The organism is Streptomyces roseofulvus, from assembly GCF_039534915.1.
Taxonomy (GTDB): domain Bacteria; phylum Actinomycetota; class Actinomycetes; order Streptomycetales; family Streptomycetaceae; genus Streptomyces; species Streptomyces roseofulvus.
In genome coordinates this window covers 988,418-999,749 of the sequence record NZ_BAAAWE010000001.1, presented here as the reverse complement: position 1 = coordinate 999,749, position 11,332 = coordinate 988,418, and the positions used below count along the sequence as shown (strand labels likewise).

Here is an 11,332-nt window from a genome sequence, read left to right as displayed (position 1 = left end):
GGGCGGAGGCCCGGCCCCGCTCCCGGCGCGCCGCCGTGATCCGCACCACTCTCGACGGGAGTCGCATGGCCTTCCCCCAGCCCGTCCTCGGCCCGCCCGCCAAGGCCGCCCTCTTCCTCATCCTCACCGTCGCGCCCGGCCGGGAGACCGACGTACGCGAAGGCCTCCGGGACCTCTCCGGACTGACCCGGTCCGTCGCCTTCCGCGCCCGTGACGAGGCCCTCGCCTGTGTCGCCGGTCTCGCCTCCGACGCCTGGGACCGGCTCGTCGGCGGCCCGCGCCCCCGCGAACTGCACCCCTTCACCCCCCTCCAGGGGCCCCGGCACCTGGCCCCTGCCACCCCCGGCGACCTGCTGCTCCACCTGCGGGCCCGGCGCCCCGACCTCTGCTTCGAACTGGCCCGGGTCGTCCTGGACCGCTTCGGGGACGCCGTCACCGTCGTCGACGAGACGCACGGCTTCACCTACTTCGACGACCGCGACCTCCTCGGCTTCGTCGACGGCAGCGAGAACCCCGTCGGCCCGGCCGCCCCCGCGGCCGTCCTCGTCGCCGACGAGGACCCCGACTTCCGCGGGGGCAGCTACGTCGTCGCGCAGAAGTACCTGCACGACATGACCGCCTGGAACGCCCTCCCCACCGAGGAGCAGGAGCGCGTCATCGGCCGCTCCAAGGCCGACAACGTCGAACTCCCCGACGGCGTCCAGCCGTCCGACTCGCACGTCGCCCTCACCACCGTCGAGGACGCGGACGGCGAGGAGTTGCGGATCGTCCGCCAGAACATGCCCTTCGGACGCCTCGGCACCGCCGAGTTCGGCACCTACTTCATCGGCTACGCCCGCACCCCCGCCGTCACCGAGCGGATGCTCCGCAACATGTTCCTCGGCGACCCGCCGGGCAACACCGACCGCATCCTCGACTTCTCCACCGCCGTCACCGGCGGCCTCTTCTTCGCGCCGAGCGCCGACCTGCTCGACGACCTCCCCGCCCCGGGCCCCGCCGAGGAACCCCTGGCCGAACCGGCACCCCCCGAAGCCCTCCTCCCCGCCGACGCCGTCCGCCCCGCGATCTCCCTGGGCATCGGCAGCCTGAAAGGAGCACCGGCGTCATGACCAGCCTCCCCGGCACGCCCCCCACCACCGGCAACCTGCACCGCGAACTCGCCCCCGTCACCCCCGCCGCCTGGGCCGAGATCGAGGAGGAGGCCCGCCGCACCTTCCGCCGCACCGTCGCCGGCCGCCGCGTCGTGGACATGCCCGACCCCGGCGGCGCCGGACTCGCCGCCGTCGGCACCGGCCACCTCACCGACCTCGAGGCACCCGTCCACGGCGTCCGCGCCCGGCTCCGCGAGGCCCGCCCGCTGGTCGAGCTCCGCGTCCCCTTCACCGTCGACCGCTCCGCCGTCGACGACGTCGAACGCGGCGCCAGGGACTCCGACTGGCAGCCCGTCAAGGACGCCGCCCGCACCCTCGCCCTCGCCGAGGACCGCACCGTCTTCGACGGCTACGACGCCGCCGGCGTCCGCGGCCTGCGCGCCGCCTCCTCCAACCCGTCCGTCGCGCTCCCCGCCGAACCCCGCGACTACCCCGACGCCGTCAGCCGCGCCCTGACCGCCCTGCGGCTGGCCGGCGTGGACGGCCCGTACGCGCTCCTCCTCGGCGCGGACGAGTACCGGGCCGTCAGCGAGACCTCCGACCACGGCTATCCGATCGCCGCCCACCTCGGCCGCATGCTCGACGGCCCCCCGATCTGGGCCCCCGCCGTCCGGGGCGGCTTCGTCCTCTCCACCCGCGGCGGCGACTTCGCGCTGCACCTCGGCCAGGACGTGGCCATCGGCTACACCCGGCACGACGCCGACACCGTCGAGCTGTACCTCCACGAGACCCTGACGTTCTTCGCGTACACCGACGAGGCCGTGGTCGTCCTGGAGGCATGACGCCATGGCCACCTGGTCCTGGCGGTACGCGGTCCCCCGGCTCGCCGGCGCCGCCCTGCTCGGCGCCGCCGCCGGGGCCGTCGCCGGCGCCCTCGCCGACACGGCCCTCGGCGTCCTCTCCGGCATCGCCGTCGCCGAGACCGTCTTCGTCGTCACCGGCTGGATCGTGCTGGGGCCGATGGACGCGCCCACCACCCACCGCAACCTGCGGCGCGAGGAGTTCCGGCCGGTCGTCGAGGAACTGGCCGTCGTCACGGCCGCCCTGTGCGGACTCGTCGCCATCGTCGCCCTGCTCCTCGTCGACTCCGGCTACAGCCGCGCCGCCGCCGCGACCGCCCTGTGGGGCGTCTTCATGGCCTGGGCGGCGCTCCACCTCATGTACGCGACCCGGTACGCGTACCTGTACTACCGCCCGCCCGAGGGCGGCATCGACTTCAACTCCGGCGACCGCCCCCGGTACACCGACTTCCTGTACTTCTCCTACAACCTCGGCATGACCTACCAGGTCTCCGACACCAACGTCTCCGACACCGGGATCAGGGCCGTCGTCCTCCGCCACTGCCTCCTCTCGTACGTGTTCGGCGCCAGCATCCTCGCCACCGCGATCAACCTGGTGGCCGGCATCGTCACCGGCTGACCGGCGCGCCGTCGCGGGCCCCGGTGCGCGGGCGCGGCGCCCGCCCCGGCAGACTCGCCCCATGAGCAGCACGCGCCCGCGCCCCGCCCGCCCCGCCGGGACCACCCCGACCGCCGTCGTCGTCGGCGCGGGCCCCAACGGGCTCGCGGCCGCCGCCCTGCTCGCCGAGGCCGGCGTCGAGGTCACCGTCCTGGAGGCCGCCGACCGGATCGGCGGCGGCACCCGCACGGACGAGGCGATCCTGCCCGGGCTGCTCCACGACCACTGCTCGGCCGTCCACCCCCTCGCCGTCGCCTCGCCCGCCCTCCGTCACCTCCGCCTGGACCGGTACGGACTGCGCTGGCGGCTCCCGGAGATCGACTGCGCCCACCCCCTCGACGACGGCACCGCCGCCGTCCTGCACCGCTCGGTCAACGAGACCGCCGAGGGCCTCGGCGCCGACGCCGGCCGCTATCGGGCCCTGCTCGCCCCCTCCGTACGCCGCTGGGAGGCGCTCGCCGGGGACGTCATGGGCCCGCTGCTGCGCGTCCCCGACCACCCTCTGCTGCTCGCCCGCTTCGGCCTGCCCACCGTGCTGCCCGCCGCGGCCCTGGCCCGGCTCTTCCGCACCCCCGGCGCCCGCGCGCTGTGGGCGGGCGTCGCGGCCCACGCGTACCGCCCGCTGACCGAACCGTTCAGCTCCGCCATCGGGCTCGGCATCCTCACCGCGGGGCACGCCGCAGGCTGGGCCGTCGCCGAGGGCGGCTCCCGGGCCATCACCGACGCCCTGGCGGCCGCGCTCCGCGCCCACGGCGGCCGGATCGAGACCGGCGTCCGGATCACCGACCGCGCGCAGCTGCCGCCCGCCGACCTCACCCTGCTGGACCTCGACCCGGCGCAGGTCGCCGGCGTCTACGGCGACCTGCTGCCGCCCCGGACGGCCGCCGCGTACCGCCGCTTCCGGCGCGGCCCCGGCGCCTTCAAGGTGGACCTCGCCGTCGAGGGCGGCGTGCCCTGGCGCGCGGAGCCGGCCCGCCGCGCCGGCACCGTCCACCTGGGCGGACCGCTCGCCGAGGTGGTCCGCGCCGAGCGGGACGTGACGGACGGCCGGATGCCGGAGCAGCCGTTCGTCCTGGTGGGCCAGCAGTACCTCGCCGACCCCTCCCGCTCGGTGGGGGACGTCCACCCGGTCTGGACGTACGCGCACGTGCCGCACGGGTACGACGGGGACGCGACCGACGTGATCCTGGCCCGCCTCGAACAGTTCGCCCCGGGCGTCCGCGACCGGATCGTCGGCATGCGGGTCACCCGCCCCGCCGACTTCGCCGCCGCCAACCCGAACTTCGCCGGCGGCGACATCCTCACCGGCGCCAAGACCGTCCCCCAGCTCGTCCTCGGCGCGCGCCCCGCCCTCGACCCGTACGCCACCGGCCTCCCCGGCGTCTATCTCTGCTCGGCCGCCACCCCGCCGGGCCCCGGCGCCCACGGCATGTCCGGCGCGGGCGCCGCCGTGGCGGCCCTCCGCCACCTGGGCATCCGACCGCCCTGGCGCTAGGACGTCACCCCGTCCCCGGCCCGACGACCCACGCGGCACGCCCCGCATCGACCTCCAGCCACCCGCGTACGCGCTCCCGGACGGCCTGCCAGCCCGTCGGGCGCGCGACGCCCGGGCCATCGTTTCGGCGGGTTGCGTCAGGGCGCGCCGGGTACGCCGAAGGACCGGCGCGCGTGCGTGAGGAAGGCGTGGACGGCCGGGTGGCGCGCGGGTCTCCAGACGAGGGCGAGGAGGGCCGGGACGTCCACGTCGTCGAGGGGGAGGACGGCGAGGCGGTCGGCGTGGGCGGCGGCCATGGACGCGCTCAGGACGGCGACGCCGAGGCCCCGCGCGGCGAGGTCGGCGAGGGCGTCGGCGGCGCCGGCCTCCAGGGGGATCGCCGGACGGAGGTCCTGGTCCGCGCACGCCTGGTCGAGCACCGCCCGCAGGCCGGTGCCGCGCGGCATGCAGAGGAGCGGGTGGGCCGTCAGTTCGCGGAGGGTGAGGCGGTCCCGGTCGGCCAGGGGGTGCGCGGGCGGGACGGCCGCGACGAGCCGCTCGCGGATCAGGGTCAGCGCGTCGAGGCCGTCGGGGGTCGCGGTGGCGGCGCCGATGAGCGCCAGGTCGACGGTGCCGTTCCGGACGCCCTCGACGAGCCGGTCGGAGTTGTCCTCCCGGAGCCGGACGTCCACGCCGGGATGGGCCGTGCGGAAGGCGGCGAGCGCGTCGAAGAGTGGGGTGACCGTGCAGCCGACGACCATCCCGAGGGTCAGCCGGCCGCGCACCAGACCCGTCACCTCGTCCACCGCCCGCCCGACCGCCTCGGCCGACGCGAGCGCCGCGCGCGCGTGCGCGAGGGCGGCCTCTCCGGCGACGGTGAGGGTGACCGTCCGGGCCGACCGGTCGAACAGCTCGGCGCCGAGCTCGTGTTCGAGCCGTCGGATCTGCGCGCTCACGCCGGACTGGCTGATGTGCACCCGCTCGGCGGCCCGGGTGAAGTTCCGCTCCTCGGCGACGGCGACGAAGTACTCCAGCTGCCTCAGATCCATAACCGGAGATTCTAGTGGCCAGCAGAACCATCTGTTGGACTTCTGATCACCGGGGGGCGAGCCTGGAGGCACCGCACCACCGAAGCCGTCCCGAGGAGGAACCGATGCCGGAGTACGAGAAGGCCATGCGCCCCGAGGACCTCACCCGTCTGTTCGTCGAGCGGTCCAACGCGGGCGACGCGGCCGGCGTCGCCGCGCTGTACGCCGAGGACGCCGTGCTGGCCTACCCGCCCGGCCATGTGACGGTGGGCCGGGAGGCGATCCGCGTCCTGTGGGAGAAGGTGCTGGCCCACCGCCCCCGCTTCGAGCCGGAGGAGCCGCTGCCCACCCTGGTGAACGGCGACATCGCCCTCACCTCGACGCCGCCGAAGGACGGCACCGGAGCCAGGGCGCAGGTCGTCCGCCGTCAGCCCGACGGCAGCTGGCTGCGGGTCCTCGACCAGCCGGAGTTCGTCCCGCCGGCGCGCTGAGCCGCGCGTGTGCGGGGGAGCCGGCACCGCCCCCCCACACACGCGTGGTTCAGGACCGCCACCAGGGCTCCCGTACGTAACGGCTCTCTGTACTGGTACAGGCCACGCCGTTGGAGACCTCCTCCGCGTCGAGGTTCCAGCCGACCACGCCGTCGCCCTTGCGGCTCAGCTCGATCAGCCGCGCCTCCGAGACACGGGTGCCGTCGGTGACCCGGCAGGCCACGATCGAGGTCCACGCCTGCCCGTCGAGCGCCGACACGAAGGTCAGCACGGGCAGCGCCACGGCCGTGAGGAGCAGGGCCACGACCTGTTCCGCCGCCGCGGCCCGGCGCAGCCACGCCGGCGGGCGGTACGCCGGGTCGTGCGAGGCGCCGTGCGAGCGGTCCCCGTGCGCGTGGTGCGGACGCCGCCGCCCCGTCCGGTACTCCACGACCACGCCCTTGCGGAGCGCGTACGCCGCGAGCGCGGTCCCGAGCCCCCACCACGGCCCGAAGAGGCAGGCGTCGATGACGCCGGCCGCGAGCGGGTTCAGGACGGTGATCCCGGTCCGGCGCAGCCTGGCCGCCCTCCCCCTGCCGGAGGGGACGACGCCGCGCCCCGCGAAGACGGCGAAGACGACCCGGGAGATCACCACGGCGAGGACCGAGCCGAGCAGCGGGTCCGTGATCACCATGCCGAGCAGCACGTCCGGCCAGTTCGCCGGCTCCATGCCCATGAACACGTCCCGCACCGCGTTCCCGCCGCCCACCGTGTAGGCGACCTTGGCCACCGGCACGGCGAGCGCCAGCGCCAGGAGCACGGTGTGCCCCGGGCCGCCCTTCCGGTCGGTCCGGCGCTCCTCCTCCAGGTCCCGGTCGGAGGCGGTGTCGGCGGCGCCGGTCAGGAGCCGCCGCCCGGCGACCCCACCGAGAGGATGACCGCGGTGGTCCGGCCCAGCGGCGTCGCGTACGCCACGCTGTCCCCGGCGGCGTGCCCGAGCAGCGCCCGGCCGAGCGGGCTCGCCGCCGTGACCAGGTCCGGGTCGTCCGCGTCCGCCAGCTCGCCGATGCGCACGGTCGACTCGCTGCCGTCGCCGAACCGCACGCGCACCGTGCTGCCCACGCCGACCGTCCCGGTGGACGGCGGCCCGGCCGCCGACGCCTCCCGCAGCCGGCCCTCGATCTCCTCGATCCGCGCGTCCAGCCGCTCCGCCTCCGTGGCGCGGTTCAACTCGTCGGCCTGGTCGGCCCGGTCGCCCGGCTCGTCGGCGTCGCCGAGTGTCGCGGCGACGTTCGCGCGCTCGGTGCGCAGCGCGGCCAGCTCGCGGTTCAGCGCCGAGCGGGCGCCCTCGCTCATGGGCTCGGGTCCAGCGGTCATGACGGCTCCCGTCGTGCGGTGGCGGGGACGAAGAACGACGCTTCCATTCCGACATCCCTGTGAAATCCCGTCAAATCGCACGAAACCGCTTCCCGGTCGCCGGAGGAGGCGGAAAACCCCTGGCGCCACCGGAAGCGGGGGCGTTAGCGTGCACGCGATGATCACTCACTCCTCACACCGATGGGGGGTCCTCACCACGCACGGTGCGTCCTGATGGGGACGCCCGCGCGGGAGGACACCCGCCTCTCCCTCTGGCGGCGCGTGCGTGCCTACGCCGTACCGCCCACCATGATCGAGACCGCCACCGCCCGCCGCCTGGCCGGCGACTGGGCCGGAGCCTGCGCCGCCGCGCGGGTGGACCTCGACCTGACCCCCCGGACCCTGGCCCGGACCCACGGCACCGAACTCGCCGCACGCGTGCGTGCGGACCTCCGACGGCTCGCCCCCGACCTGCTCCGCTGGCACCTGCCGAGAACCGCCCCCGACGGCCTGCTCCGCCCCGGACTCACCGTCACCCTGGCCGTCTACGCCGCCCACGAGGGCCCCCGGGGCCGACAGGCGCGACCGGTCCACCTGGTGGCCCGCACCGCGCCCGCCTGGGCGGACGCCGGACAGCGCATCTCGCTCGCCCTCTGGGACGGCCCGCCCGCCGGGACGCCCCCGCGCCGGCGGAGCGCGTACGCCCCCGCCACCGCCCACCCCCACCCGCACCCGAGCCCCCGCTTCCGGCTGGACCTCCACCGGCACCTGTGGGACGCCACCCGCGCCGCGGAACTCCGCACGCGATCCGGCGCCGACCGGAGGCCGGCCGTCCCGGCCGCGCCCGACGAACCGCCCGGTCCCGGCTGGGCCGTGGACCGCTGGGCGGACGAGGCCCGGCTGCTGCTCGCCGCCGACGGACCGGCCGCCGGCCCCGTCCTCGTACGCCTCACGGCCCGGCACCGGCTGCTCCTCACGCCGGAGCCGGACGGGGGAGTCCGGGCCGAGCCCGCGCCGACGGGCCGCCGCGGGTCCGCGCGCGGGGACCGGGCGGACCGACGGCCGGCCGTGCTTCCCGACGCGGCGACCTGGACCCCGCCCGACCTGGCGCTGCTCCGGGCCGGCCTGGTCACCGCCGACGACCTGCACCCGCTCGTCGCCGAGGCGCTGGTCCCCGCCCACCGGAGCGCCCTCGCCACGGGCCGGGGGCCGGTGGAGGCCGGCGCGCGGCTCGTGGAGTGCCAGGGGCGCCGGCACCGCATCGCCCTCGTCGACGGCGTCCTCACGCCGCTCGACCACGACCCGGCCGAACTCCGCCGCGAGGAACTGCTCGTCGCCCTCTCCGGGACGCCCCTGCCGTGCCTGCGGGCGATCGACGAGGCCCACCGCGTGCCCGAGGGCCTCACCGGCGTCCGCGAACGGCTCGCCCACGGCGACACGGCCGGCGCGCTCGCCGTCGTCGAGGCCCTCCTCGGCCCCGACGCGACCTTGCGGGACGGGCCCCTCCGCCGCGCCCTCGAACGCGCCGCCGAACGGAAGGTCCTGCACGGGCTCTACCGGGCGGGCCTGCGCGCCACCGGCCCCGGCACCGTCCCCGAACCCCCGCCCGCCGCCGCCCCCGGCCCCGGCCCGGACCACGGACGCGCCCGGCGCACCCGAAGTCCCCGGTCCACCGGCCCCGCGCCCCGCCCGCTCGACCGTCGCGACCACCCTCGCCACGCCCTCGCCCGCTGACCCGGCACGCGCGCGTGCGCCGTACCGCCCCCCGGCGAGGCCGCTCGGCCCTCCCCGTACGCCTCCGTGCTCCGGCACGCCCACACCCACCCAGGTGATGCCACCCATGCCTTCCCCGACCACCCCGATCCCCGTCCCCAGCTCCGCCCCGATCCCCGCCCCTCTCGACGTCGCCGCCGACCTCCTCGCCCTCCTCGGCGACACCCGCACCGAGCCCCGCGCCGACGACCAGCTGGAGGCGCTGTCCCTCGCCGTCGCCGCCGACCTGCCCGTCCTCCTCTGGGGCGAGCCCGGCATCGGCAAGACCGCCGCCCTGACCCGGCTCGCCGAGGAACTCGACCTGCCGCTCACCACCGTCATCGCCAGCGTGCACGAACCGACCGACTTCTCCGGGCTGCCTGTCCTCGGCGACGACCCGGCCGTCCGCGGGGTGGCGATGGCGCCGCCCGACTGGGCCGTCCGGCTCGTCCGGGAGGGCCGTGGCCTGCTCTTCCTCGACGAGCTGTCCACCGCCCCGCCCGCCGTCCAGGCCGCCCTCCTCCGGCTCGTCCTGGAGCGCCGGGTCGGAGCCCTCACCCTGCCGCCCGGGGTGCGGATCGTGGCCGCCGCCAACCCCCGCGCCTCCGCCGCCGACGGCTGGGAGCTGAGCGCCCCGCTCGCCAACCGCTTCGTCCACCTCCGCTGGACCCACGAGCACGACGTCGTCGTCCGGGGCCTCGGCGGAACCTGGCCCCGCGCCACCCTGCCCCGCCTCGACCCGCTGCGGCTCCCCGAGGCCGTCGACCGCGCCCGCCGGGCGGTCTGCGGGCTGCTCGGCGCGCGGCCCGCGCTCGTCCACCGGCTGCCCGGGGACGAGACCCGGCGGGGCGGCCCCTGGCCCTCGCCCCGCAGTTGGGACATGACCCTGCGGCTGATCGCCTTCGCGACCGTCGCCGGCTCCTCCCGCGAGGTCCTCTCCGCCCTGGTCCGGGGCACCGTCGGCGACGGGCCGGGCTTCGAACTCCTCGCCTGGCTCGACCGGATGGACCTGCCCGACCCCGAGGACCTCCTCGCCGACCCGGCCGCCGCCGTGCTCCCCGAACGCGGCGACCGCCGCCAGGCCGCCCTCGAAGGCGTCGTCGCCGCCGTCCGCGAGCGCCCCGCGCGCGACCGCTGGGACGCCGCGTGGGCCCTGCTGGCCCGCGCCGCCGAGACCGGACCGCCGGACCTCGTGGTCGTCCCCGCCACCACCCTCGCCGCACTCCGCCGCGACGGCTGGGACGTGCCCGCCGACATCGAACGCCTCGCCGGGACCGTCGCCCTCTCCCGGCGGGCGGTCCGGCCGGCCGCGACGGCCGGGGGCCGCCGATGAAGGCACCGGCCGCTCCGCCGGTCCCGGCCGCGCAGGCCCTCGACCACGACAAGCTGTACACCGCCCGCCTCTACGCCGTCCGGGTCCGCCCCTACCTCGCCACCGCCCTCTTCGCCCTCCGGGTGGTACCCACCCGGGCGGTCCCCACCATGGGCGTCGACCGCCACTGGCGGATGTACGTCTCCCCGGCCTTCGTCGACCGCACCCCGATGCGGGAGCTCGCCGGCGTCTGGGTGCACGAGGTCGCCCACCTCCTCCGCGACCACCACGGGCGCGGCGACCGCCTCGCCCGCGACCTCGGCTCCGTCGGCGACGGCGCGGCCGAACGCCTCCGCGTGAACATCGCCGGCGACTTCGAGATCAACGACGACATCTACGGCGAGGGCCTTCCGCGCCCGGCCGGCGCCCTCCGTCCCGAGACGCTCGACCTGGCCCCCGGCCTGCTGATGGAGGACTACCTCCGCGCCGTACGCATCACGCCCCGCACCGCCGACATGGCCTGGCTCGACTGCGGCAGCGGCGCCGACGGCCACGACCGCCCGTGGGAACTCGGCCCCGACGGTGCCGACGGGCTCACCCCGCAGGAACGCGAAGCCGTCGTCTTCCGCGTCGCCCAGGGCATCAAGGGCAGCCCCGGCACCGCCCCGGAGGGCTGGAAGCGCTGGGCCGAGCAGGTCTGCCACCCGACCCAGCCCTGGCGCGACCTCCTCGGCGCGGCCCTCCGCTCCGCCGTCTCCTCGTCCGGCGCCGGTGGCGACTACACCTACCGCCGGCCCGCCCGCCGCGCCGCCTCCCTCCCCGGCGTCGTCCTCCCCGGCCTCCGCCGCACCCCGCCCCACGTCGCCGTCGTCGTCGACACCTCCGGCTCCGTCTCCGACACCGAACTCGGCAGCGCCCTCCTGGAGGTCACCGCCCTCACCGACGCCCTCGGCGGTCGCCGCGACCTCGTCACCGTCGTCGCCTGCGACGCCACCGCCCACGCCGCCCGCCGCCTCTGCGCCGACGCCGAGATCCCCCTCGTCGGAGGCGGCGGCACCGACCTCCGCGCCGGCTTCGCCCGCGCCCTCCGCCTCACCCCCCGCCCCGACGCCCTGGTCGTCTTCACCGACGGCCAGACCCCCTGGCCCGAGCACGCCCCCTCCTGCCGGACCGTCGTCGGCCTCTTCCCCCGCCCGTCCCGTACGGATCAGGACGACGAGGAGGACGACCGGCTGTGGCGGCCGCCGGCGTGGGCGCGCGTGGTGGAGATCGGGTGAGGACGGAGGCACCGGAGGGGGTCCCTCCGGCCGCCGCCGCGCGTAGCCTGAACC

Annotated in this window: 11 protein-coding genes; 8 read left to right on the top strand and 3 right to left on the bottom strand. The window is 77.0% G+C overall.

All coding sequences use genetic code 11. From position 1 onward, the window contains the following. Positions 1-65 precede the first annotated feature (65 nt). The 4 genes from ABFY03_RS04590 (at position 66) to ABFY03_RS04575 (ending at position 4,104) form a co-directional block, all read left to right on the top strand. Positions 66-1,109, top strand: coding sequence for a Dyp-type peroxidase (locus tag ABFY03_RS04590; RefSeq protein WP_346169244.1), 1,044 nt, complete (start codon positions 66-68; stop codon positions 1,107-1,109). Next, on the top strand, positions 1,106-1,933 hold the full coding sequence (locus ABFY03_RS04585) for a family 1 encapsulin nanocompartment shell protein (RefSeq protein ID WP_319008275.1): 828 nt from the start codon (positions 1,106-1,108) through the stop codon (positions 1,931-1,933). The genes ABFY03_RS04590 and ABFY03_RS04585 overlap by 4 nt, the downstream gene beginning before the upstream one ends. Positions 1,934-1,937: 4 nt before the next feature. Beyond that, positions 1,938-2,570: a DUF1345 domain-containing protein gene (locus ABFY03_RS04580; protein ID WP_346169243.1), complete on the top strand. Its 633-nt coding sequence runs from the start codon at positions 1,938-1,940 to the stop codon at positions 2,568-2,570. Between the two features lie 61 nt (positions 2,571-2,631). After that, positions 2,632-4,104, top strand: a complete 1,473-nt coding sequence (locus ABFY03_RS04575; protein ID WP_346169242.1) for a phytoene desaturase family protein — start codon at positions 2,632-2,634, stop codon at positions 4,102-4,104. A 137-nt stretch (positions 4,105-4,241) separates the two neighbouring features. Here ABFY03_RS04575 and ABFY03_RS04570 read toward each other — a convergent pair whose 3' ends face one another. Next, positions 4,242-5,132, bottom strand: a complete 891-nt coding sequence (locus ABFY03_RS04570; RefSeq protein ID WP_346169241.1) for a LysR family transcriptional regulator — start codon at positions 5,130-5,132, stop codon at positions 4,242-4,244. Positions 5,133-5,236: 104 nt separating this feature from the next. On the opposite strand from ABFY03_RS04570, the gene ABFY03_RS04565 reads away from it, so the two are divergent. Next, positions 5,237-5,602, top strand: coding sequence for a YybH family protein (locus ABFY03_RS04565; RefSeq protein WP_319008279.1), 366 nt, complete (start codon positions 5,237-5,239; stop codon positions 5,600-5,602). Positions 5,603-5,651: 49 nt separating this feature from the next. Here ABFY03_RS04565 and ABFY03_RS04560 read toward each other — a convergent pair whose 3' ends face one another. Together ABFY03_RS04560 and ABFY03_RS04555 are read right to left on the bottom strand one after the other, a co-directional pair. Further along, positions 5,652-6,485: a hypothetical protein gene (locus ABFY03_RS04560; RefSeq protein ID WP_346172200.1), complete on the bottom strand. Its 834-nt coding sequence runs from the start codon at positions 6,483-6,485 to the stop codon at positions 5,652-5,654. Next, entirely contained in the window at positions 6,482-6,958 is a 477-nt protein-coding gene (locus ABFY03_RS04555; RefSeq protein ID WP_346169240.1) for a GreA/GreB family elongation factor, read from the bottom strand. Before ABFY03_RS04555 ends, ABFY03_RS04560 begins: the two co-directional genes overlap by 4 nt. A gap of 213 nt (positions 6,959-7,171) precedes the next feature. Between ABFY03_RS04555 and ABFY03_RS04550 the strand changes: the two genes are divergently transcribed. The 3 genes from ABFY03_RS04550 to ABFY03_RS04540 all read left to right on the top strand — a co-directional run bounded on the left by ABFY03_RS04550 (position 7,172) and on the right by ABFY03_RS04540 (position 11,278). Continuing rightward, positions 7,172-8,671 carry a hypothetical protein gene (locus ABFY03_RS04550; RefSeq protein ID WP_346169239.1) on the top strand — a complete coding sequence of 500 codons (1,500 nt, stop codon included), beginning with the start codon at positions 7,172-7,174 and terminating at the stop codon, positions 8,669-8,671. A gap of 106 nt (positions 8,672-8,777) precedes the next feature. Then, complete coding sequence (locus tag ABFY03_RS04545) at positions 8,778-10,022, top strand: AAA family ATPase (RefSeq protein ID WP_346169238.1); 1,245 nt, start codon at positions 8,778-8,780, stop codon at positions 10,020-10,022. After that, positions 10,019-11,278, top strand: coding sequence for a vWA domain-containing protein (locus ABFY03_RS04540; RefSeq protein ID WP_346169237.1), 1,260 nt, complete (start codon positions 10,019-10,021; stop codon positions 11,276-11,278). Before ABFY03_RS04545 ends, ABFY03_RS04540 begins: the two co-directional genes overlap by 4 nt. Positions 11,279-11,332 lie beyond the last annotated feature (54 nt).

Excerpts from the sequence above, each read along its gene's own strand:
- ABFY03_RS04590 (WP_346169244.1), top strand. The coding sequence starts at position 66 with ATGGCCTTCCCCCAGCCCGTCCTCGGCCCGCCCGCCAAGGCCGCCCTC.
- ABFY03_RS04585 (WP_319008275.1), top strand. The coding sequence starts at position 1,106 with ATGACCAGCCTCCCCGGCACGCCCCCCACCACCGGCAACCTGCACCGC.
- ABFY03_RS04580 (WP_346169243.1), top strand. The coding sequence starts at position 1,938 with ATGGCCACCTGGTCCTGGCGGTACGCGGTCCCCCGGCTCGCCGGCGCC.
- ABFY03_RS04575 (WP_346169242.1), top strand. The coding sequence starts at position 2,632 with ATGAGCAGCACGCGCCCGCGCCCCGCCCGCCCCGCCGGGACCACCCCG.
- ABFY03_RS04570 (WP_346169241.1), bottom strand. The coding sequence starts at position 5,132 with ATGGATCTGAGGCAGCTGGAGTACTTCGTCGCCGTCGCCGAGGAGCGG.
- ABFY03_RS04565 (WP_319008279.1), top strand. The coding sequence starts at position 5,237 with ATGCCGGAGTACGAGAAGGCCATGCGCCCCGAGGACCTCACCCGTCTG.
- ABFY03_RS04555 (WP_346169240.1), bottom strand. The coding sequence starts at position 6,958 with ATGACCGCTGGACCCGAGCCCATGAGCGAGGGCGCCCGCTCGGCGCTG.
- ABFY03_RS04550 (WP_346169239.1), top strand. The coding sequence starts at position 7,172 with ATGGGGACGCCCGCGCGGGAGGACACCCGCCTCTCCCTCTGGCGGCGC.
- ABFY03_RS04545 (WP_346169238.1), top strand. The coding sequence starts at position 8,778 with ATGCCTTCCCCGACCACCCCGATCCCCGTCCCCAGCTCCGCCCCGATC.
- ABFY03_RS04540 (WP_346169237.1), top strand. The coding sequence starts at position 10,019 with ATGAAGGCACCGGCCGCTCCGCCGGTCCCGGCCGCGCAGGCCCTCGAC.